This is a genomic window from Pseudanabaena sp. Chao 1811 (assembly GCF_027942295.1).
Classification (GTDB): domain Bacteria; phylum Cyanobacteriota; class Cyanobacteriia; order Pseudanabaenales; family Pseudanabaenaceae; genus Pseudanabaena.
On the sequence record NZ_CP101416.1, the window covers coordinates 1,604,525 to 1,625,579 of the forward strand.

A 21,055-nucleotide genomic window follows, 5' to 3' on the forward strand; every position below is an offset into this window, starting at 1 on the left:
TGGGTTTCGTTTGTAATTAGTACAATCCACTAATTTTTTGCCATACCAGCTAGCATTTAAATTAAAAATTACTATAAATGCTATGGTTTTCAGATAAGCAATTCCGACCTTTGGCGAACTCATATATTCTTCAAATGCTTAAAAGCATAGACAAAATCAATTTAAATCATTCTTATTGAAATTATAATCAACAAAAAATATACTTGCAATTTTGGTAAAAAACACTATAATAAAAATATACCAGCCTCTACCCCACTAAAAGTCATGAGCGCTATCACTGTTAATCCTGTTGTTAATCAAGTTGTCAGCCTGAAGTCCGACATATTAAACATCGCTACGGATGAATATGGACTGCTCACCGATCTTTATCAACTGACGATGGGTGCTTGCTATGTACAAGAGGGATGCGATCGCCAGCGGGCTAGTTTTGAGCTATTCGTACGTCGTCTTCCTGAGGGATTTGGTTATCTCATCGCGATGGGAATTGCCCAAGCGGTAGAATACTTGCAAAACCTTAGATTCTCCACCGAGCAAATCGCAGCATTGCAAGCCACAGGAATCTTTGTTAATGCCGATCACCGTTTTTGGGAATTGCTAGCTAACTTCCGCTTTGAAGGCGATCTTTGGGCAGTACCAGAGGGGACAGCGATGTTTGCCAATGAGCCTTTCTTAAGAATTGAAGCTCCCCTTTGGCAAGCACAACTAGTTGAGACCTATCTCTTAAACACGATCAACTATCAAACTCTGATTGCCACAAAAGCCGCCAGAATGCGTGATGTTGCAGGTGATCGCATTACATTACTAGAATTTGGGACAAGACGAGCCTTTAGCCCCCAAGCTTCACTCTGGGCAGCAAGGGCAGCAATCGCCGCAGGTATGAATGCAACTTCCAATGTATTGGCTGCCCTCAAACTCGGAAGACAGCCCAGTGGCACGATGGCTCATGCGTTGGTTATGGCGCTGAGTGCTACCGAAGGCAGTGAAGCCCAAGCCTTTAGTGCCTTCCATCAAGTTTTCCCGAATAGTCCTCTCCTCATCGACACCTTTGACACGATCACTGCTGCTCGAAATCTTGCCGAGAAGGTCAAATCTGGTGAGATGCAAGTAAAAGGAGTTCGCATTGATTCAGGTGATATTGCCACCATTTCTAAAGAAGTAAAAGCGCTACTTCCTGATGCTGTAATCTTTGCCAGTGGCGATATTGACGAAGCTGAGATTCTCCGTTTAAAAGCATTAGGAGCGCCCATTGATGGCTATGGCATCGGCACAAAATTAGTCACAGGTGCGCCTGTAAATGGAGTTTATAAATTAGTAGAAATTGATAATATTCCTGTTTCCAAAAAGTCAAGCGGCAAGCAGTCGATCGCTAGTCGTAAACAAGTCTGGCGCAGTTTCGAGAATGGTGTCATCAAAGGCGATCGCCTCACCCATATTTCGGAGATTCCTAACTCCAGCGAACAACCTTTACTAGAATGCATTATGCACAATGGCGAATTGTTACAGCCTCTTGATGATTTAGATGCGATCGCCCAACGCACTCGTAACTCGGTAAAGTCTCTGCCTCAAGCAGTTCGCAATATTACTAATCCAGAGACGGTTTCTGTCAAAGTTGATATGTAACGCAAATCCTGACTAATAACTCAAGCAATTTGGGACATTGCTGACTTAGCTTAAACTGGTAATAGAGAAACATCATCCATTTCCCTGTGTTAGACTTTGACTAACTTGTTGCTTAAAAAGAGGCAAATATGAACTACCGAAACATTATTACAATTGAGGCAGATAAACGAGGTGGTAAGCCTTGTATTCGCCGAATGCGTATTACTGTATATGATGTTTTGGGTTGGCTGGCATCTGGAATGTCTCACGCGGAAATCTTAGATGATTTCCCAGAATTGACAGAGCAAGATATCAGGGCTTGTTTGGAGTTTGCTGCGGATCGAGAACATAGATTGATGGCTGTTGTGGGTGCTGCGTGACATTACTATTCGATCAAAATTTGAGTCGTAAGCTCGTGGGGAGATTGGTTGACCTTTTCCCAAACTGTAGTCATGTTCAGTTTCATGATTTGGCAGATAAAACTGATACGGAGATATGGGAGTTTGCAAAGAATAACGGTTTCTGCATTGTGACTCAAGATGCAGATTTTGCGGAGAGAAGTCGTTTGTATGGTTCTCCTCCCAAGGTGATTTGGTTGCGCTGTGGAAATGTTCCCACAAGCCAGATCGAGAAAATTTTACGTTCTGGAGTAGAAGTAATTCAGGAATTAGGCAATAGTTCAAATATAGATTGCCTTGAGCTTTATTAGGTATCAGACTAATCATGCAACGCAATCGAAAATCTACAAATTTAGTCTTAAAAAAGCCAGTAAACAGATTAAAACTATGCAGATTCGTCATACTAAGCTAGAGATTCCTCCAGACGATCCATTCAAAAATGATGCATTGGGACGTAAAGATCTAGAACCACCACTCACTCAGTTTATCACGCAATCTTCAGGTTCATTTGTCCTTGCATTGGATGCTTCTTGGGGGTCAGGTAAAACTACATTTCTGGAAATGTGGCAAGTAAAACTTCAACAAGAGGGTCATGCTTGCCTGTATCTCAATGCTTGGCAAAATGATTTTGCTCAAGAACCTTTAATTGCAATTATCGGAGAATTAACGAAAGCAATTGAAGATTTTGCTGATCAATCTGGAGAGACAGGAATTGATCTTAAAAAGCAGATGGATAAGACTCGACAATTTGCTCAGTCATTACTTAAGCGACTGTTACCTGTAGGAATAAAGATCGCCACACATGGACTTTTGGATATTAAGGAAGCTGCTATAGAAAAAGCAATTGCTGATGCCACATCATCTGGTGGGGAAGATCTCATAAAGAACTATGAAAAAGGAAAATCTGAAATTAAAGAGTTTAGAAAAGCTCTTGGCGATCTTGCTAATCAAGTGGCATCTCTAAACCCATCAGCCAAAGTTGTAATCATAATTGACGAATTAGATCGTTGTCGTCCGACATATGCGATCGAACTCTTGGAACGAGTAAAACATCTATTTGATGCGTCTGGTGTAGTTTTCATTCTTGGTATTGACCGCAGTCAACTTAACCACTCAATACGGTCACTTTATGGCTCAGAATTTGATGCAACTGGATATCTAAAACGCTTTATCGATTTAGACTATCGATTACCAGAACCTCAAGCAGGAGATTACTGTGATTACCTTTTTAAATATTTTGGTATTAATGAATTGATGAAAATGAAATTCAATAGGAATTCTGGATATGAACTAGACCAACTAAAATGTAGTTTAGGCGCCTTAATGTCAGCAGCTAAAATGAGCTTAAGAGTGCAGGAACAAACGATATCAAGACTAAGAATAGTGATCCAAACAATCCCTAAACATGAACGAGTCTATGGAAATGTACTAAGTCTGCTTTTGTTCTTAAGAGAGTGGAATACAAATATTTATGCAGATACCATAGAAGGAAAAATAGATCTTGATCAGATTATCCCTCAAATTGAAGCACTACCTAGAATCAAGGAAGTATCTAGAAATTTTATTAACATAGGTATGATTGAGGCATACTTTCTTCTTATTTTAGGTGAATTAGATATGCCTCACCTTGTTCAGCCTCGTTTAGAAGCGTATAGAAGACTTGATAAATCTGTGACGACAACTGAAGTTGAGAAAGCACAACAAGTTCTTAATACCTATGGCAGCTGGTCTAACGATAACTTTGTACACCACGTAGGATTTAGAGAGACTGTAAAGAGAATAGCTATTACAAACAATTTTGTGTCATATAAATACTAAATTTATACACAGTAATATGTACAGATTCTTGGCGATCACTATTAATTTTTAGCCTTGAGAAAAGCGATCTTACACAGCACTAGTCATAACCCTAACTGATGGTCTATCCGCACGAGTCGGCAAACGGAAATAACTCATCGGCAAAGTGACAACTGAAACCGTATTACCTAGCATATCGAAAAACTCAACACTATAACCAGTTTCCAACCCAATTACATCATGTCGTTCTACCACCGTTCCAATATCCCCAGCATAAACACCTTCTTCAGGCAAAGTAGTTAATAGAATTACATCAGAATAAAGTGGGAAATTCATTCTTGGTTATGCTCACTATTGAGTAGGTATTCAGTTAGCTTTGATGGCTCAATAACTGCGCGATCGCTATTTGGGATTTTCATATATTTCAGCGTCTATCGCTTTATTTGAGCTTATCATAATCAATGTGTGCGATCGCGTTGATTTTTAGCTTTGAGAATATGCGATCGCCTCAAAAAATGCTTTAACATGCATATATAGCTTTTTAGATAGCCAACCCAGCAAACTAGACTATGGAAAAAGTAGCAAACTATGAACAAGACTTCTTAACATGGACACAGCAACAGGCTGAGTACCTGCAAAAAGGTCGTTGGGCAGAATTGGATGTTAAAAATTTGATCGAGGAATTGGAAGCATTGGGACGTAGCGAACAAAAAGAACTCAGTAGCTATTTTCAGGTGCTTGTAATGCACTTGCTTAAATGCCAGTACCAACCTGAGAAAAGAACACCAAGTTGGAATAACACACTTTCTAATTGTCGAGATAAAATTCAAGACTGTTTGGAAGATACGCCTAGTTTACAAAGATTCCTTCAAGATTCAGAATGGATAGAGAAATACTATCGACGGGCGCGAAGAGATGCGGCAAAGGAAACACAAAAATCTCTACAAACATTTCCGACTGAATGTCCATATACGATCGCCCAAATCCTCGATCAAGAATTTCTCGCATAAAATGCTAATGAATGTCGCTCTCTTTGGAACTAGCGCCGATCCGCCTAGTATTGGACATCAACAGATATTGCAATGGCTCGAAATCGCACAATTGTTTGGTTATCAGACAACCCATTCAAAACTCATCAAGCAAGTCTAAGCGATCACTATTGATTTTTAGCTTTGAGAAAGGCGATCGCTACTGCATAAATCACTATAATTAACTTTCAGGCAAAAAATCCTCATCTAGTGTTTGCTCAGAAGTGAAGGGAGACTCAATTGAGAAAGTGGCGATCGCTAATCCTGTTTCGACGCTAGCTAATTGTATATAACATTCAGAAATTGATGAAAAAAGGTGCGGTCATAGATAAAACGGGACTCTACCGTTATTCGCTATGGCGAGAATGGGATATAGAGAAGCCGAAACTAGTTTTTATTATGCTTAATCCAAGCAAAGCAGATGCAGATATTGATGACCCTACACTGAGGCGATGTATCAATTTTGCAAATTCTTGGGGTTTTGGTTCGCTGACGGTGGTTAATCTATTTGCTTATCGATCAGCGAAACCATCAGATCTTAGACAAGTGAATGATCCTGTGGGATTACAGAACGATCGCTATTTAAAAAAGGCGATTAAGTCAGCCGATCGGGTTGTTGTTGCTTGGGGAAATAATGGGAAGTTAATGCAACGCGATCGCCTTGTTCTGGATTTGCTATCTAAACACAATATTCAACCTCACTGTTTAGGAACTACAAAAGCAGGGTATCCGCGTCATCCACTATACGTTATGGGTAAGAAGCAACCTTATTTTTACAGATAGTTTATACTGAATAAGAATCTTAAAAATGTAGATTCTTAGATAAACTTCTTTACAAAGAGCCTCTAAAAATGTTGAAATTAAACAAGGTATTGAGCTTTTCATCACAAACTAGTCATCCATATTTGACGTGGATTGAGCAGACTCAAGAAAAAATATTTTTAGCTATTACAGTAGGACTACTAAAAAGACTAGTTCAAGATACTGAAGAAATAGTTGCGGAGAAATTACAACAAAGCAATCGTGTTTGGAATAGAATAAAGGAATTAAATGGTTTCAAGAACAATGAAAATGAACTTACCCAATCACTAGTAGATTCTACTCGCAAGTTACTTTTAGTTAGGCAATTAATTTTACATTTCTCGGAAATTTCAATTTGTTTTGTTGACTCAGATCTTATCAAAGAAGTATTAAATATAGTTCCAGACAATACTGTTTTAGTATTTTTAGAAGAACTTTTGGATGACTTCATGAAAAATGAGCAAACAGAAAATCAAACACTTGAAGAGGTTGTCTCTAATAATTTAAATGTAACTAAAGACACAGATTTTTCTCCAGATAAAGTAGATGAAGAAATTCAATCTATTCAAGTTAAGAAGCAAAACGATAATTCAATAAACTTTACTCATAATCAGTACAATTCAAGTGAAGGCAAGAAAACTATTGATTCTGAACTTAAGGAATATCTCTATTCTACTTTACATGATTTACATGTCCAATCAAAACACTCTTCTATCAATTTTATTCAAGATTATATTAATCAATTGGAAAATCATGATGAAATTAAACTTCGCCAATTCAAGGATGAAATGCAACACCTAGAGATCTTTGCATAAAGGGACTCATAAGGATAATCTGATGATAATCACAACAATCAGGATATCCTCATGAGCTTTACTCATCTTAGCATCACAGAAAGAAGTGAACTGTATAAACTGCGAGTAATCGAGCAACTATCGATGACAGAGATTGGTCGTCGGATGAAGCGAAACAAAAGTACGATATCCAGAGAGCTATCGCGGAACACAGATGAGCGCGAGATCGGATATCTGCCAGATACGGCAGTTGCCCTGATGCAGGCAAGACGGAAACAAGCAAAGGTAAGATTCCAGAGCATCAGCGACAAGACGATTGCCGAAGTCAAGCAACGGTTAGAGCAACACCACAGTCCAGAGCAACTGGCAGGGAGGATGGAACGGGAGGGGCTAGGTAAAATCAGCTATGAGACGATTTATCTGATGATCTATGCAAACCATCAAGAGATGGGAATATATCAACAATATCTAAGGCAAAAGCAGAAGCAACGACGGCGCAAAAGTCGCAACCAGAAACGAGGCGGTATCCCTAATCGAGTGGGAATTGAGAAACGTCCGAAGATTGCGGATTTAAAGACAGAGATCGGGCATTGGGAAAGTGATACCGTAATTGGTTGCAACCACACAGGTATCGTAGTTACCCATGTTGATAAAGCATCAAAGTACTTACTTGCTGGACTAGCTAAGAATAAGACAATGGAAGAGATAAATAGAGTGACGCTCAAGCTATTTGAGCCTGTGAAGTCAACGTTCCAAAAGACAATGACCTTTGATAATGGCAGAGAATTCTGTGGACATGAGAAGCTATCTGAAAGGCTGCAAATAGACACTTTCTTTGCAAATCCCTATCATTCATGGGAGCGCGGATTGAATGAACACACGAATGGATTAATTAGAGAGTTCTATCCCAAAAGTACAAACTTCAAAATCGTGAAAGAAGATAACTTTCAGAAAATGGTGAGTTTGATCAACCACAGACCGAGAAAATCTCTTGACTATCGCACTCCTTACGAAGTATTCTTTGCTTCATCAGATACCGTTGCATTTCATCCTTGAATTGGCGATGTAACAGGTACTTATGATCACGATGCAAAGGATGTTTACGCACATTCCTTATGTTATCAATCTTCTGCAAGAAGATCACATCGTTCTGATGTTTATTACAAAAGACGTAAGGACAATTATAAAACATACCAAATGACTACCTTCATATGGCTTTTTTTCCAGTGTCAGTGTTAATATCTTGGCTTTGCTTTATTGCTAACAATACTGGCACTGGATGGATATTTGCTGCTCTTGCTTGTTTCTTATTAATTCAATTTATATATTATGGAGGATTTGACTAGTTGCTTACTCACTTTACGCAGAGAGAATATCTGTGTACTGTTTAATGTGAAATGGGTACTGAAGCGCCCATTTCATACTAACAAAAAAGACGCAAAGATAACTTTGATGAAACATTAGCCGACTTTCAGGAATATTTATGACAGTACAAGACCTAGCGATCGCCAAAATCCAAAATCTTCCCAACGAACTCGCTCAGGAAGTAAGTGACTTTATTGACTTTCTCATGCTCAAGCAAGACAACCAACGCTGGCAGCAATGGACACAATTTAGCGAATCCCTGACCATCAGCGAATCTGACTTTAGCGACTACCTCAAAAATCTAGAAGACTATGAAGAAAAACTAGTACGTGGAGAGATCCAATGGTAACAGTCGCCAGAGGCGATATCGTCCTATGTGACCTCAATCCCGTAATAGGCACAGAACAATCAGGCATCCGACCTGTCGTTATTGTCCAAAGCGATCGCGCCAACAGAGTTAGCCCCCATACAATCATCGCCCCATTCACAACCAAAATTCGCCGCGCACTTTTGCCCTCTCACGTCTTTGTCCCCAAAGGCATCGGTGGTCTTTCTCAAGACTCAGTAATCCTCTGCGAACAGATTCGAGTAATTGATAAAACTAGAATTCTCAAAGCAATCGGGCAACTAGAAGAACCATATATCCAACAACTAGCCCAAGCCTTAAAAACTATTCTTGATTTGCAATAACCGCAAATGGATAAACTAGAAAACTACCGTCTATACATTCAAAATCTTCTGGAAAAGCATAGTCATTTTAAAGATCAAGACGATGTACAGAGTGAGTTGATTTTTGACACCGTGCGTGATCGCTATCAACTAATGCGTATTGGCTGGAAAGGCTTGAAGCGTGTCTATCATACTGTTCTGCATTTTGACATCAAAGACGGAAAGATCTGGCTACAGCAAAATACAACTGATATTGACGTAGGACAAGAATTATTAGAATTTGGTATTCCCAAAGAAGACATAGTGCTAGGTTTACATCCTCCCTACAAAAGACCCTATACAGGCTATGGAGTGGCTTAAACATATGTCTAACTATCGCGCCTTGCATCAGGAAGTAGAACAAGATCTGAGCGATCGCATTACAAACGACTGGCTCGAAGAAGCCGAATCACGCGATCATGATCTAACCAGTGGCGAAGTAATTGGCTATCCTGCCAGCCAAGTATTTGCAGACCTTCACGACTATCTCAAAAACCTAGAAGACTACGAAGAAAAACTAGTGCGCGGTGAAATCCAATGGTAAAAATCATCAGAAGCGATACCGTCTAATCGATCAATCTAGAGTTTGCAAATTAGAGAGTTAACCCACATGAAAACAACAACCATCTCCCGCCATGTCACCCGTAACCCTGAAATCCTCTCAGGCGAACCAATCATCAATGGAACCAGAACACCCGTTAGAGCGATCGTCGAAAACTGGCGCTTAGGAGTTAGACCAGAAGAAATTCCATTACACTTACCACATCTCAATCTCGCGCAAATCTTTGATGCCCTTAGCTTTTACCTAGACAACCAAGCCGAAATCAACGAATACATCGAACGCAACCACGTCCCCGATGAGCTAGTACATCCACTTATCAAAGCTAGACTAAATCAAAAATGACAAATGCAGCCAAACTTCAAAACCTTCCAGCCTATACAGTAGCCGATGCCGCCCGTTACTTGCGAATTCCATCGGGTACATTACAAGCTTGGCTATACTTTGACTGGGAGTAGACTTTATTTTTCAAAAGGGGAAGAATGGAAGAAACGTTAACTTTGTTCCAAGATGATCCGACTAACATTTACCAAAGAAGAAATAGATGCGCTACATTACGAAAGATTCCATCATCCGCATCCACGAGTACAGAGAAAAATGGAAGCACTATACCTAAAAAGTCAGAACTACCCACACAAAGAAATCACAAAACTGCTAAGAATCAGTGAACCGACACTGTTGAGCTATTTACGAGATTATAAAGAAGGTGGGATAAGCAAACTCAAAGAACTAACCTTTAATCCCCCCCAGAGTGAACTAAAAAAGCATCAAGAAAGTATAGAGATATATTTTCGAGAACATCCACCCAAAACACTAGCTCATGCAGCAGCAAAAATTAGCGAGTTGACAGGGATTGTCCGAAGTCGAGAACAGGTGCGTCATTTCCTGAAATCGATGGGAATGAGTTGTCACCGAGTGGGTCTAATACCTGCTAAGGCTGACCCAGCAGCACAAGAGGAATTTCTCAAAAAAAACTAGAACCACGCTTAGAGGAAGCTAAATCTGGACAAAGAGCCATTTTCTTTGTCGATGCGGCACATTTTGTCCTCGGTGCTTATTTAGGCTTTTTGTGGTGTTTTGAACGCTTGTTTGTCAAATCTGGGGCTGGAAGGCAGCGTTTTAATGTCCTCTCTAGCGGGACAAGATTTTGCCTGTGCTGCTGACGCGATCGCTGCTGCTGAAAAATTATCAACCCAGATGAAATGGCACAAACTCGCAAATATTCAGACAGTGGAAAAACCTCATTATGCAAAACGGGGGAAGCCACAACCCGATGCGATACCCATCAGCATTAGTTATCGAGTTACGGCGACCGTGATTCCTATAGATTCTGAAATCTTGGCTCAGCGTCAGCGTTGTGGCAGGTTTATTTTAGCCACGAATATTCTTGATTCCTTACAATTTACGGCTGATGACGCTTTACGGCAATATAAGGCTCAGCAGGGCACTGAGCGTGGTTTTCGTTTCCTCAAAGATCCTTTGTTTTTCACTTCCAGTGTTTTTCTCAAGTCCGCTAAACACATTGAAGCTTTGGGCATGATTATGGTGCTGTGTTTGCTCGTTTATAATTTAGCTCAACGTCAACTCAGACTTGCCTTAGCTATCGCTCAAGACACTATTCCTAATCAATTGGGAAAACCCACTAATTCTCCAACTTTGCGTTGGGTTTTTCAATGTTTTATGGCGATTCATTTAGTCTCTTTTCAGGGAATCACTCAAGTTTTTAATTTGTCTCCTCTCCGCTTTCACATTTTGAATTTCTTTTCTCCTGCCTGTCAACGCTACTATCTCCTCCCTGTCACTGTTTCGTAATTGTTTTTTCCCTTCCATTACGAGCGGAATGTGGGTTTTACCCTTTCATTGCGATACAAGTAAATGTGCTGTGGCTAAACCACAAGCTCTCTGAATTGGAAGAGCTGCCGCTAAATCAAAGGCAGCTTGTCTTGCGATCGCCCCATCAATAGTTGTCGTGACCACCACATCTAAACCAGATTGTAGGGCAATTAACGCAGCATGATGCGCTGTGAGGATACCGCCTAATGCCATTGGTTTGAGAATGATAATATCGGCAGCTTGGGTCTGAATCACTCGTTGTAGTTGAGCGAGAGTATTGACGGATTCATCGGCGGCAATGGGAATTGATTGCGATCGCCGCACTTCCGCCATACCCGCTAAATCAGCAGCAGCGACAGGCTGCTCGACATATTCGATGTGGAGCGATTCTAATCTTTTTAAATTAGCGATCGCCTCAGCCACAGACCAGCCCTGATTAGCATCAATCCGAATTTGAATATCATTACCCACCTGCGATCGCACTGCTGCGACTCTTCGCCAATCCGATTCAAAATCTTGAGTACCGACTTTAATTTTGAGACAACGATAACCTTGCTCGATATAGGCTTGGGCTTTGGTAGCGGCAAGGTCAGGGGCGATCGCCCCCATCACCGCATTCACAGGGACTTGAGCGCGAACTGTACCATTGCATGAATTAGCTAATAATTGGGAAAGAGTTAGTTCTTGAGATTGGGCTAATAGGTTTAGTAAAGCTAATTCGATGCCATGTTTAGCCGCAGGTGTGCGATCGCAGTTTTTAAGTAAGTTCTCAATATCTTTTAGGCTTTTAATTTCAGCATTAATAAGTGACCTCTGCAATCCCTGTAAGACTTCTTCTGTTTCAGCCAATGATTCCATTCCAAATCCCACAAGTGGTGCAGCTTCCCCTAAACCAATCCGATTTTGGCGATCGCGAATCTCAATTACAAATCCTTCTCGATGGGAGAGTATTCCTAAGGCAGTCTGAAACGGTTCGCGAAAGGCAAAACGATAGAGATGAAATTGAATAGATTGGATTGTGAGATCCACAGTTAGAGAATTTAATTTAGAGTTTAGAAAATTTAGAGTTAAAGTCAGTTAAAAGTTATCAAAAAGTTATAAGAGTTGAAGCGAATAATAAAAATTATATTTTATAGATTATAGTCAGATGAAAACCTACTCTAGAGTGTTTAACATGATAATTAAACGCAGTCTGTTGGTCTCTACAAGCGTACTCGCTCTGAGTCTAGTCGCTAATGTTGCTTCTGCTTCTGCTGAACAATGGTATTTCTTCGTTAAGAATAATAGCAACTCTACAATCAAAAGATTATTGGTAGCTGAGCCGAATAAAAGTTGGGGAGAGTTTGATATTGGTTCAGGCATTGCCCCAGGGGAAAACACTAAGATGCTCTGGGATAGTTCCACCAACAATCAACAATGTAGACAATGGATCAAAGCTACATTTGCTGATGGTAGCGAAAGTACTCCATCAATAATCGACTTCTGTCAAAATCTAGACGATCCAATTGTATTCCAGTAACCTACGAACTAAGGTAGTGCTAAAAAGGTAAGGATGGGCGGCGCTTTGCGCCGCCCATCCTTACCTTTTTAGCGAATTAACTCTAAGCAGAAACTAGAAACTATTAGTAAAAAATCGCGATCTGAGTTTCTGTTAAGTATTACGTGAGTTCGATAATGCCATTTGCGCAGCGCAAATGGCGGAAAATGGTAAAAATCGCTAAGCGATTTTTACCATTTTCCGCTTTCGGTGAACTGACGTGATGTTACGGGGAAGTTTCTAAAGTAGGGGTGGGTTTTACATATAGATCTTGTTTTAGCCCAGAATTATCAACTAAACCCGATCCTACTTCAGGTGGGAGATCTACAGTTTCTGTACAGGGTAGATCGATCATAAAGCAACTACCAACTCCAATTTGGCTAGTTACTCCCACATCACCACCATGTAGTTCGACTATGCGTTTTACAAAAGTAAGCCCTAAACCGATTCCTTCATATTGACGATTAAGATCGCAATCAAGCTGCCTAAAAGATTGAAATAGCTTGTCAATATCCTCAGGAGCGATCCCAATCCCTGTATCAGTGATTTCAAAACGAAGATAAGTTTTTTGCCCCTTCCATTCTTGCTTCAAAATTGGAAATTTCACCGTTAAAGAAATGCTACCGCCTTGAGGTGTAAACTTGACTGCATTTTTCAATAAGTTGATTAATGCTTGGCTGAACCGTCTCTTATCTACCCTGATGTCAGGCAAGTTGATTGGCAATTCATTGAGCAGTTGAATTCCTTTTTTCTGGGCTTGTTCTTGAATCAAAGCTAAACTAGCTTGGCAAAGTTGGTCAACACTGACGTTACTATAATCCAGATTGATTTGACCTGATTCAATTTTAGCAACATCTAGAATATCCGTAATCAAAGATAGTAAATGAGAAGCACTACTTTCTACAATTTGTAAAGCTTTAATTTGTTGTTCATTCATCCCTCCAAAAATTTCATCTTGCAATCCTTCAGTAATTCCTAAAATAGCATTGAGCGGTGTACGCAGTTCATGACTCATATTTGCTAGAAAGTAACTTTTGGCAACATTTGCCCTCTCAGCTTCTTCCTTTGCCTCCTTCAAAGAAACAATCTGAGCAGCAACTTCCTGTTCTAAATGTTGAGTGAGCTTATTTAGTTGCAAATGAGTTCTAATTCTTGCCAGTACTTCACGAGCTTGGAATGGTTTAGTCACATAATCCAATGCCCCTAGATCAAACCCCTTCATTTTGCTCTCTAAATCTGTTAAAGCAGTCATAAAGATGATCGGAATGTGACAAGTTTGCGGATCTGCCTTCAAGTTTTGACAAACGCTAAAACCATTCATATCAGGCATTTGGATGTCTAACAAAATTAGATCGGGTAATATCCGCGATATTTGCAATAATGCACGTTCTCCACTAGTTGCGATCGCCACTTCATAGCCCTCTGCACTCAGCGTTTCCGAAAGCACATCGAGATTAGCAGGTACATCATCGACAATGAGAATTAGACTAGATGATTTATGCAGTTGGTCAGACATATATTTACTCTTTTTCTAATGTAGTGTTGCCTCTAATGCTTCTCAAACTGCAAATATTGCATCATTAGCGCTTCAAGTTCTTCAATTTGAAACTGTTTTGCCATCTGGATGATCTTCATCGTAAAAGGCAAATAGCGATCGCTCTGTTGGTTTATCTGTTCCGCAATTTGCACTAATTTCATTAGTAGTCCCTTCTGGGTTAAATCCAAAAGTTGGCGCAAATACTCTGGAGGAGGAGCGACTATCTCAATATCTTGCTCCTGATTGGCTGATGTCAGTGAGGGTAATGGCTGTGTTTGAGTATATTGCCATGACAATTGGAGGTGTTTGGCAATGAGCATAAATAACTCCTCCGCATTGACAGGCTTAGGCAAGAAGTCATTACCACCCATATTTAAGCTTTTTTGGCGATCTATGTTAGATACAGATGCCGATGAAACGATTACAAGCAATGATTTCGTAGACTCTTCATTGCGTAATATCTGCAAGAACTCAAAACCATCCATCACAGGCATGACAATATCGGTGATCACCAGATCAATAGGCTGTAGTCGCAACTGCTCTAAAGCCTGTTGTCCATTTTCCGCTTCTATCACTTGAAAGCCAACAGCTTCCAATAAATCAACTAATACTGAGCGATTTTCCCAGCGATCATCAACAACTAGAATTTTACGGGATGCGCCATCATACCCAGTTATTTGCTGGTTAAGTTCGCTCAAAATAGTTTGAGTCCAGTTGCCAGACAGCGCAAACTCACTCTCAAAACTAAAGGTGCTGCCTACTCCTAGTTCACTCTCAACTTGAATTTGGCTCCCCATGATTTGCACAATTTTTTGGCTAATCGCTAAGCCTAACCCTGTGCCTTCGATATAGCGTTTTTTGTCGCCGACTTGTTCAAACGATTGGAAAATATTCTCTAGATCCTTAGGGGCTATACCAACGCCTGTATCTATAACTTGAAAAAGAATGCGCGTAGATGTTAAAAACGGAGTAGATGTAGTTACAGTAGGTTTCGCAATAAAGGTAACGTTACCATTGTGCTCAGTAAACTTAATCGCATTATTTAGAAGATTGAGCAACACCTGGCGCAGACGTTTTTCGTCAGCCAAAATGGCTGTGGGTAGATTTTCATCCACTTCATAAATAAACTGGATATTCTTTTTGTCAGCCCTAACGCGACAGATTTCGGCTACATCTTGCAAAAAAGAAGGTAAATGAATCACCTCAATCTCTAGATCCAGCTTGCGAGCTTCAATTTTTGATAGATCGAGAACATCATTAATTAAGGTAAGTAAATGTGTGCCACATTGATGAATGATATGGATCCCATGCTGTTCTTTCTCAGATAGACCTTTAGAACGACTGAGTATCTGGGTATAGCCGAGAATTCCATTGAGGGGAGTACGCAATTCATGACTCATGTTAGCGAGAAACTCACTCTTAGCATGGTTTGCAGCATCAGCGATGTCTTTAGCTTCTTGAATCTTGTCTGTATAGTTTTGTTGTGCTTGCAGAAGATCCTGCACATAATAAATCATCTGATTGAGAGAAGAAGCTAGTAAGCCAACCTCATCATTAGTTTCCACAGGAGCCTGAAGATTAAAATTTGATTCACTGGTAACTTGCAAAGCTACTTTATTTAAAGTTTGAATCGGACGCGCGATCGTCTGACTGATATACAGAGCAATAAAAACAGCAATTATCAGTGAGATACATAGACTTCCAATAATTATGTGGGTACGGAGCTTTTCGGCATTAATTAAGCTCAGTTCAGCTATATTTTCTAATTTTTCCGATTCCTCATAAAATGTTCTGAGGCGATCGGGAAACTCAATAAACTTAACAAATTCTTTGCTTTGAACTAAATTGACAACTAGTGTTTGTAGTTTTTGACGATCGATTGGCTCACTACTGAAAATGGCATCACTCTCTTCAATAAAATTTTTAGTAGTCTTCGAGAATTCTTTAACAGTTACTTCATAGTCCTGTAAGAGTGTTTGTAATCCTTCAAGAGTAGATAATTGTCCAGATTGATTATGATTAGTTACCAGTGACTGTATTTTGTTAATGCGTTCTACTAGTTTCAAGCTTTCTTGCCGAAAAGCCTGTGGATTTTTAATCAGTGGTGTTAGTTGTTTTGCAGGGCGATTATATAAAATATCAACCTGCAATGTACTTAGCAATTTTCGTTCTCTAAAAGCATTTTGTTGTGCTTTTAAGGCTTTGTGTTGATAGTAGTTTCCTATAAGTAACCCCCCGACAGAACCGATAAAAGCTATTCCTAATGCAAGTACATAGCCACAAATTATTTTACCTTTGATTTTCATATTCTCTATCTCTTTCTAGTTGACTGATTAACTATTAAAGTTATTAAGATGAATACCTCAACATAATTCAGTACAAGATCTAGAATCTGCTGCACACATAGTGTGGACAACAGATTTTAGGGTTTTATATTTAATTAAGTTTGCTTACTTATTACTGTCAAAGCAGTCAAATATATCCCCCCGTTACCTCCTATTATAATTATTATTTATCTCTTTGTTATTATTTTTTTGATAACTATTATTGCTATTGAGCTAGATATAAGAATGAGAAATTGTTTATACAATTCAATATACTTAATATATTTAGTTATTGTTGAGATGAATCTACTAAAAATGTCACTAGTGGTGAACACATAACTGTGGTCACGATCGCCATAATCACCATGATCGTAAATAAAGTTGGTGTGATTAACCCCTGCTCTAAACCAATATTTAAAATAATTAATTCCATCATCCCCCGCGTATTCATCAAAGCCCCCACGGTCATCGAATTGCGCCAATTCTCGCCTGAATATTTAGCAGCAAGTGTACAGGCTAGCCCTTTGCCCAGTACTGCAATCAGGATAATTAGCAAGGCGATCGCCCATAAATGGGGTGAATTCAGTAGCCCCAATTGCGTATTTAAACCTGAAAACACAAAGAAAATAGGTACGAGTAATGAGGTGGTGAGATATTCCAGATGCTTATGGACTGATTCGGCGAAATGACCGCGTGGCATGACAATCCCTAAAACAAATGCTCCAAAAATGGCATGAACACCTACAAAATCGGTGTAATAGGCGCAAACCATCATGATGATAAACACAAAGGTTAAGGTTTGCATCGTTACTTCACCATCACGTCTTGTCCAATAACTAAAGATGCGAAGAATGCGTTGCCCGAAGAACCACATGAAGATCACATAGGCTAATGTGCCACCGATCGCAATAATCGCCACGTTAATTGAGCTTTTAATACTGGCGAGAACTAAGGCTAGTAAACACCATGCGATCGCATCATCAAGGGAACCTGCGGCTAACACCAACGTACCGAGTTTAGTTTTGATTAACCCCCGTTCATGCAAAATTCTTGCCAACATCGGAAAGGCAGTAATCGACATGGAAGCGCCCATATACAAAGCGGCTGCCCAAGGCGTAATGTTGGGACTGAATAAGTCCTTGCCATGCAAACCAAAAGCAGCGATCGCCCCCAAGCTAAACGGTACGAGAATTCCTGCGATCGAGACGATGCCTGCACTTTTTGCCCGATTGCGTAATAGATCCATGTTTAGGTCTAAGCCCACCAAAAACATGTAAATCATCAACCCAATTTGGCTGAGCGCATACAAAATCGACATCGAAGGATTCGGTAAGAGATGTGTTGCATCGGCAATAATTGGGCTTTTGGGAAATAGCCATTGCTGGAGATCTGGTGCAATTACACCAAATAATGAAGGTCCCAGCATAATCCCCGCCAACATTTCCCCTACGACCTCAGTTTGTCCTAAATAGCGTTTTCCAAAGTAAGACACTAATTTGCAAGCAGACAAAATTACAGTCAATTGCAACAATAGCTCAAGCAGTAGTTCTGAATTTGTCATAAATTCTGGTGCTTTAATAGGGCGATCGCAATAAAAAAAGTATCCTCTCGCAAGGATACTTGAAATATCGAGATATTACAAAAAAGAAAAAAAGGTGGTTTAGCACCTTTTTTAAGTTTATGGGGTTGATTCAAGAACGCGATCGATCAGACCATATTCCAGAGCTTCCTGTGAAGACATGTAGTAGTCACGGTTCATGTCCCGCTCAATTTTTTCGAGGGGCTGACCAGTGCGCTTAGCATATTCCTCATTCAACTTATGGCGAATGCGAATAATTTCCTTTGCCTCAATCTCAATATCAGAAGCTTGACCTCTTGTACCACCTGAAGGCTGGTGGATCATGATCCGTGCATTGGGCAGAGCATAGCGCTTACCCTTGGAGCCAGCCATCAGCAGGTAGGAACCCATCGAGGCGGCAAGACCAACGCAGATAGTGGTGACATCTGACTTGATATGCTGCATGGTGTCAAAGATTGCCAAGCCTGCGGAAACTGAGCCACCGGGGGAGTTGATATACATGTAGATATCTTTGTTTTGATCTTCAGAATCAAAGTAGAGTAGACGGGCAATGATCGAGTTTGCCATGCCATCTGTAACTTCTCCACTCAAAAAGATGATGCGCTCCATCGATAGACGCTCGTAGATGCTGATCCACTGCGTAAAGGAGTCACCGGGATAGCGATAGGGAACTCTAGGAACACCGATAGGCATAAGTTTAATTACGAATTAAAAATTACGAATTACGAATTACGAGTTACGAATTACGAATTAATAATTCGTAATTCGTAACTCGTAATTAAGAAACAAGGGCAGGAACAGCTTTCGGTAAGTCCTTAGTACTTTCGAGAACGCGATCGATGATGCCATATTCCTTGGCTTGCTCAGGAGTCATGTAGAACATCCGATCCATATCTTTAGTCAGTACTTCGGGCGTTTTACCAGTAGTACGCGATAGAATGCGTAACATCGCTTCGCGGTTAGTTAAGACTTCCTTTGCCTGAATTTGGAGGTCAGAGGCTTGTCCTCTGGTTTGACGACGGGCTTGGTGCAGGACGATGCTGGCATTGGGCAAGCTGGCGCGGAAACCTTTAGTGCCACTGGCGAGGATCATCGCTGCTGTTCCCATGGCTTGTCCGAGGCAAATGGTATGGACGGGAGGCTTGATATAGTTGAGTGTGTCACAGATGGCAAAGGCTTCGGTTTCAAAGCCGATCGCATCACCTGTGTACCAAGATGTCCCCGTGGAGTTGATATATAGGAAAATCGGTTTTTCAGGATCTTCGTATTGCAAATAGAGGAGTTGGGCGATGAGCAATTCTGTAACATCGACACCAAGCTGCTGTTTGTATTCGTCGGGTGATACAAGAGGCAACCCAAAGTAAATAATCCGCTCTTTTAGCAATAGCGAAGGTAAGTCAGGCGGCGGTGTGCGTCCGTATGACGAATCCCCGTAATAGGCGGCTTGTGCGGCTTGGGGAACAGAGCGAGAAGGTCGATCCATGTTTATTCGTGTTAATGACACTAACACTGTTAGCTTATCACAGCGATCCCACAGCAATCGCCGATCTGAGCCAAGATTGATGTAGGGTTAGCCGCCTAAGTCTCGATCTTTGATGGCGATCGCCTCTAGTGTCAGCAAGCCAATTTTCTCGTTTTAATATCATTGATGTGACATCTAGAGCTTTTATCTTTGCTGCATCTTTAACTGCTAAGAGACTGCTAAGAGCGATCGCGTTGTCGTCTCAGCTTGCGGTTTGGTCAACTAGAAATTATTTAGCGGAGCAGTCAAGGCGGGTGAGTTGGGATGCATTTGAGAAAGTGTTGGCGAAAGTGCCTAATTGGGAAACTGATGAGCACGATCGCTTGTAAGCGATCGCCAAAAATAATGCCAATCTGTAGGGGTTAAGCATTTGCACCACAATATTCAAACTCCTCACCACAATATCGATCCGCAAATGCTTAACCCTCTTTGCTCTCACCGATAAATTGTGACTGCGTTGTGAGGTTTGGGCGAAGCATTACCGTTTGATGATCGCAATGATCTGCGTAAATGGTGACGATATTCTTGCATGTAAAATTCGCTAAAATAATCCGATGCGAACTGACACGATCTTTTTTCAGTTATTTCAAACCTTTGATGGCTTGCTATTTGAGTTGGTGGGATTACCACCCGAAACCGCAGCAGGATATCGCTTTACTTCTGTGGAAATTAAGGAAAAAGCCTTTCGCTTCGATGGCATTTTTATACCAGAAGCATTGGATAAAAATATTTGGTTTGTGGAGGTGCAATTTCAAAAACGTGCCGAATTTTATTGGGAGTTTGTTGGCGAGATATTTCTATATTTGAGCCAATACAAACCAGAGCATGATTGGCAAGCTGTCGCGATATTTGCAAAGCGCAATATTGAGCCTGAAGTACCAACACAATTTAGAACACTGTTTACTGATGGACATATTGGACGGATATATCTGGATGAGTTACCAGCAAATCAGTCGTTGCATTTAGAACTAGTGAGGCTGATCGTTGCCCCGAAGAAAGAAACAGTAGCTTTAGCAAAGCGGTTGGCTGGTCAGGTGGGGCAAGTAGATCGCGAGAGGATGATAGAATTTATTGAGACAGTTATGCTGTACAAGTTTCCCCAAATGAGTCGAGAGGAGGTTGAAGCGATGTTTACATTAGGTGATCTCAAGAAAACAAGGGTTTATCGGGAGGCAAAACTTGAAGGCAAACTTGAGGGCAAGCTTGAGGGTGAAAAGATTGGGACACAGCGTGGTCAAATACTAGGACTGAAGCAAGCTGTAGTAAGACTATTAACTCGAAAGTTTGGTAAGGTGACGCTGAAGACGCTTAAGCGGTTGGATAAGCTATCGGCGGAGCAGTTGGAGGATTTGGCGGAGGCGGTGTTGGATTTTGAGAAGGTGGCGGATTTGGAAGCATGGTTGTCAAGTAGAAAGTAAAAAATTTGCAGGGGTTAAGCATTTGCACCACAATATTCAAACTCCTCACCACAATATCGATCGCGAAAAATGCTTAACCCTCTTTGCTATCGCCGATCGCTTGTGGCTGCGTTGTGAGGTTTGGGCGAAGCATCACCGATTGGAGGTTGTGGTAAAATGCCTAAATGGTGGCGGTAATGCTGCGCCCCTAAGATAATTTTCACTTTCTACTTTTTCCTTTTTCCTTGCTTGGGTGAATGTTTAAAAAAATCGGGGA

At 40.7% G+C, this 21,055-nt stretch carries 24 protein-coding genes and 3 pseudogenes; 20 read left to right on the forward strand and 7 right to left on the reverse strand.

Translation table 11 applies throughout. The annotated features are described in order from the left end of the window. The first annotated feature begins 264 nt into the window (after positions 1-264). From NMG48_RS07545 to NMG48_RS07560, 4 genes are all read left to right on the forward strand, one after another. Positions 265-1,620: a nicotinate phosphoribosyltransferase gene (locus NMG48_RS07545; RefSeq protein WP_271254664.1), complete on the forward strand. Its 1,356-nt coding sequence runs from the start codon at positions 265-267 to the stop codon at positions 1,618-1,620. A 128-nt stretch (positions 1,621-1,748) separates the two neighbouring features. After that, a complete protein-coding gene (locus tag NMG48_RS07550) occupies positions 1,749-1,979 on the forward strand; it encodes a DUF433 domain-containing protein (RefSeq protein ID WP_201320758.1) in 231 nt (76 codons plus the stop codon). Then, positions 1,976-2,308: a DUF5615 family PIN-like protein gene (locus NMG48_RS07555; RefSeq protein ID WP_345961231.1), complete on the forward strand. Its 333-nt coding sequence runs from the start codon at positions 1,976-1,978 to the stop codon at positions 2,306-2,308. The genes NMG48_RS07550 and NMG48_RS07555 overlap by 4 nt, the downstream gene beginning before the upstream one ends. 76 nt (positions 2,309-2,384) lie before the next feature. Next, positions 2,385-3,815, forward strand: coding sequence for a KAP family P-loop NTPase fold protein (locus NMG48_RS07560; protein ID WP_271254666.1), 1,431 nt, complete (start codon positions 2,385-2,387; stop codon positions 3,813-3,815). 69 nt (positions 3,816-3,884) lie between these two features. Here the strand turns inward: NMG48_RS07560 and NMG48_RS07565 are convergent, their stop codons facing one another. Further along, on the reverse strand, positions 3,885-4,130 hold the full coding sequence (locus NMG48_RS07565) for a DUF4926 domain-containing protein (RefSeq protein ID WP_271254667.1): 246 nt from the start codon (positions 4,128-4,130) through the stop codon (positions 3,885-3,887). A gap of 233 nt (positions 4,131-4,363) precedes the next feature. Between NMG48_RS07565 and NMG48_RS07570 the strand changes: the two genes are divergently transcribed. The 12 genes and pseudogenes from NMG48_RS07570 to NMG48_RS07625 form a co-directional block, all read left to right on the forward strand. Continuing rightward, complete coding sequence (locus NMG48_RS07570; RefSeq protein WP_271254668.1) at positions 4,364-4,804, forward strand: DUF29 domain-containing protein; 441 nt, start codon at positions 4,364-4,366, stop codon at positions 4,802-4,804. Between the two features lie 7 nt (positions 4,805-4,811). After that, a pseudogene (locus NMG48_RS07575) lies at positions 4,812-4,942 on the forward strand (nicotinate-nucleotide adenylyltransferase); the annotation flags it as partial. Between the two features lie 186 nt (positions 4,943-5,128). After that, positions 5,129-5,605, forward strand: a complete 477-nt coding sequence (locus NMG48_RS07580; RefSeq protein WP_271254670.1) for a DUF1643 domain-containing protein — start codon at positions 5,129-5,131, stop codon at positions 5,603-5,605. A gap of 68 nt (positions 5,606-5,673) precedes the next feature. Further along, on the forward strand, positions 5,674-6,438 hold the full coding sequence (locus NMG48_RS07585; protein WP_271254671.1) for a hypothetical protein: 765 nt from the start codon (positions 5,674-5,676) through the stop codon (positions 6,436-6,438). A gap of 51 nt (positions 6,439-6,489) precedes the next feature. Continuing rightward, on the forward strand, positions 6,490-7,473 hold the full coding sequence (locus tag NMG48_RS07590; protein ID WP_271254659.1) for an IS30 family transposase: 984 nt from the start codon (positions 6,490-6,492) through the stop codon (positions 7,471-7,473). Positions 7,474-7,900: 427 nt separating this feature from the next. After that, positions 7,901-8,131, forward strand: a complete 231-nt coding sequence (locus NMG48_RS07595; protein ID WP_271254672.1) for a DUF2281 domain-containing protein — start codon at positions 7,901-7,903, stop codon at positions 8,129-8,131. Beyond that, positions 8,125-8,472, forward strand: coding sequence for a type II toxin-antitoxin system PemK/MazF family toxin (locus NMG48_RS07600; protein WP_271254673.1), 348 nt, complete (start codon positions 8,125-8,127; stop codon positions 8,470-8,472). The genes NMG48_RS07595 and NMG48_RS07600 overlap by 7 nt, the downstream gene beginning before the upstream one ends. Positions 8,473-8,478: 6 nt before the next feature. After that, the gene (locus NMG48_RS07605; RefSeq protein ID WP_271254674.1) at positions 8,479-8,811 is read left to right on the forward strand and encodes a XisI protein; all 333 of its coding nucleotides are present in this window, start codon (positions 8,479-8,481) and stop codon (positions 8,809-8,811) included. A 4-nt stretch (positions 8,812-8,815) separates the two neighbouring features. After that, on the forward strand, positions 8,816-9,034 hold the full coding sequence (locus NMG48_RS07610) for a hypothetical protein (protein WP_271254675.1): 219 nt from the start codon (positions 8,816-8,818) through the stop codon (positions 9,032-9,034). Positions 9,035-9,100: 66 nt separating this feature from the next. Then, positions 9,101-9,394, forward strand: a complete 294-nt coding sequence (locus NMG48_RS07615; RefSeq protein WP_271254676.1) for a DUF433 domain-containing protein — start codon at positions 9,101-9,103, stop codon at positions 9,392-9,394. A 165-nt stretch (positions 9,395-9,559) separates the two neighbouring features. Then, a pseudogene (locus NMG48_RS07620) lies at positions 9,560-10,185 on the forward strand (helix-turn-helix domain-containing protein); the annotation flags it as partial. Beyond that, positions 10,181-10,861, forward strand: a pseudogene (locus NMG48_RS07625) (IS1634 family transposase); the annotation flags it as partial. The pseudogenes NMG48_RS07620 and NMG48_RS07625, both read left to right, overlap by 5 nt. Before the next feature lie 45 nt (positions 10,862-10,906). Here NMG48_RS07625 and menC read toward each other — a convergent pair. Next, positions 10,907-11,911 (reverse strand): o-succinylbenzoate synthase, encoded by a 1,005-nt coding sequence (gene menC, locus NMG48_RS07630; protein ID WP_271254678.1) that lies wholly within the window; start codon positions 11,909-11,911, stop codon positions 10,907-10,909. 145 nt (positions 11,912-12,056) lie between these two features. Here menC and NMG48_RS07635 point away from each other — a divergent pair, with 145 nt between their 5' ends. Further along, positions 12,057-12,401, forward strand: coding sequence for a hypothetical protein (locus NMG48_RS07635; protein ID WP_271254679.1), 345 nt, complete (start codon positions 12,057-12,059; stop codon positions 12,399-12,401). Positions 12,402-12,645: 244 nt separating this feature from the next. On the opposite strand, the gene NMG48_RS07640 is transcribed toward NMG48_RS07635, so the two are convergent. The 5 genes from NMG48_RS07640 to NMG48_RS07660 all read right to left on the reverse strand — a co-directional run bounded on the left by NMG48_RS07640 (position 12,646) and on the right by NMG48_RS07660 (position 19,342). Next, a complete protein-coding gene (locus NMG48_RS07640; RefSeq protein WP_271254680.1) occupies positions 12,646-13,935 on the reverse strand; it encodes an ATP-binding response regulator in 1,290 nt (429 codons plus the stop codon). A 32-nt stretch (positions 13,936-13,967) separates the two neighbouring features. Next, positions 13,968-16,262: an ATP-binding protein gene (locus tag NMG48_RS07645; protein WP_271254681.1), complete on the reverse strand. Its 2,295-nt coding sequence runs from the start codon at positions 16,260-16,262 to the stop codon at positions 13,968-13,970. Positions 16,263-16,569: 307 nt separating this feature from the next. Further along, positions 16,570-17,841 (reverse strand): cation:proton antiporter, encoded by a 1,272-nt coding sequence (locus NMG48_RS07650; RefSeq protein WP_271254682.1) that lies wholly within the window; start codon positions 17,839-17,841, stop codon positions 16,570-16,572. Between the two features lie 117 nt (positions 17,842-17,958). Then, positions 17,959-18,552, reverse strand: a complete 594-nt coding sequence (locus NMG48_RS07655; protein ID WP_126389625.1) for an ATP-dependent Clp protease proteolytic subunit — start codon at positions 18,550-18,552, stop codon at positions 17,959-17,961. A gap of 85 nt (positions 18,553-18,637) precedes the next feature. Further along, positions 18,638-19,342: an ATP-dependent Clp protease proteolytic subunit gene (locus tag NMG48_RS07660; RefSeq protein ID WP_271254683.1), complete on the reverse strand. Its 705-nt coding sequence runs from the start codon at positions 19,340-19,342 to the stop codon at positions 18,638-18,640. Between the two features lie 167 nt (positions 19,343-19,509). Here NMG48_RS07660 and NMG48_RS07665 point away from each other — a divergent pair, with 167 nt between their 5' ends. From NMG48_RS07665 to NMG48_RS07675, 3 genes are all read left to right on the forward strand, one after another. After that, complete coding sequence (locus NMG48_RS07665) at positions 19,510-19,710, forward strand: hypothetical protein (RefSeq protein ID WP_271254684.1); 201 nt, start codon at positions 19,510-19,512, stop codon at positions 19,708-19,710. Between the two features lie 225 nt (positions 19,711-19,935). Continuing rightward, positions 19,936-20,799, forward strand: coding sequence for an Rpn family recombination-promoting nuclease/putative transposase (locus tag NMG48_RS07670; RefSeq protein WP_271254685.1), 864 nt, complete (start codon positions 19,936-19,938; stop codon positions 20,797-20,799). A gap of 22 nt (positions 20,800-20,821) precedes the next feature. Next, a complete protein-coding gene (locus NMG48_RS07675; protein ID WP_271254686.1) occupies positions 20,822-20,995 on the forward strand; it encodes a hypothetical protein in 174 nt (57 codons plus the stop codon). Positions 20,996-21,055: the final 60 nt, after the last annotated feature.

Bases quoted from the DNA above. Each gene is read 5' to 3' on its own strand.
- NMG48_RS07660 (WP_271254683.1), bottom strand. From the start codon at position 19,342: ATGGATCGACCTTCTCGCTCTGTTCCCCAAGCCGCACAAGCCGCCTAT.
- NMG48_RS07645 (WP_271254681.1), bottom strand. From the start codon at position 16,262: ATGAAAATCAAAGGTAAAATAATTTGTGGCTATGTACTTGCATTAGGA.
- NMG48_RS07560 (WP_271254666.1), top strand. From the start codon at position 2,385: ATGCAGATTCGTCATACTAAGCTAGAGATTCCTCCAGACGATCCATTC.
- NMG48_RS07565 (WP_271254667.1), bottom strand. From the start codon at position 4,130: ATGAATTTCCCACTTTATTCTGATGTAATTCTATTAACTACTTTGCCT.
- NMG48_RS07610 (WP_271254675.1), top strand. From the start codon at position 8,816: ATGTCTAACTATCGCGCCTTGCATCAGGAAGTAGAACAAGATCTGAGC.
- NMG48_RS07635 (WP_271254679.1), top strand. From the start codon at position 12,057: ATGATAATTAAACGCAGTCTGTTGGTCTCTACAAGCGTACTCGCTCTG.
- NMG48_RS07655 (WP_126389625.1), bottom strand. From the start codon at position 18,552: ATGCCTATCGGTGTTCCTAGAGTTCCCTATCGCTATCCCGGTGACTCC.
- NMG48_RS07615 (WP_271254676.1), top strand. From the start codon at position 9,101: ATGAAAACAACAACCATCTCCCGCCATGTCACCCGTAACCCTGAAATC.
- NMG48_RS07605 (WP_271254674.1), top strand. From the start codon at position 8,479: ATGGATAAACTAGAAAACTACCGTCTATACATTCAAAATCTTCTGGAA.
- NMG48_RS07550 (WP_201320758.1), top strand. From the start codon at position 1,749: ATGAACTACCGAAACATTATTACAATTGAGGCAGATAAACGAGGTGGT.
- NMG48_RS07600 (WP_271254673.1), top strand. From the start codon at position 8,125: ATGGTAACAGTCGCCAGAGGCGATATCGTCCTATGTGACCTCAATCCC.
- NMG48_RS07580 (WP_271254670.1), top strand. From the start codon at position 5,129: ATGAAAAAAGGTGCGGTCATAGATAAAACGGGACTCTACCGTTATTCG.
- NMG48_RS07570 (WP_271254668.1), top strand. From the start codon at position 4,364: ATGGAAAAAGTAGCAAACTATGAACAAGACTTCTTAACATGGACACAG.
- NMG48_RS07585 (WP_271254671.1), top strand. From the start codon at position 5,674: ATGTTGAAATTAAACAAGGTATTGAGCTTTTCATCACAAACTAGTCAT.
- NMG48_RS07640 (WP_271254680.1), bottom strand. From the start codon at position 13,935: ATGTCTGACCAACTGCATAAATCATCTAGTCTAATTCTCATTGTCGAT.
- NMG48_RS07595 (WP_271254672.1), top strand. From the start codon at position 7,901: ATGACAGTACAAGACCTAGCGATCGCCAAAATCCAAAATCTTCCCAAC.
- NMG48_RS07590 (WP_271254659.1), top strand. From the start codon at position 6,490: ATGAGCTTTACTCATCTTAGCATCACAGAAAGAAGTGAACTGTATAAA.
- NMG48_RS07650 (WP_271254682.1), bottom strand. From the start codon at position 17,841: ATGACAAATTCAGAACTACTGCTTGAGCTATTGTTGCAATTGACTGTA.
- NMG48_RS07670 (WP_271254685.1), top strand. From the start codon at position 19,936: ATGCGAACTGACACGATCTTTTTTCAGTTATTTCAAACCTTTGATGGC.
- NMG48_RS07545 (WP_271254664.1), top strand. From the start codon at position 265: ATGAGCGCTATCACTGTTAATCCTGTTGTTAATCAAGTTGTCAGCCTG.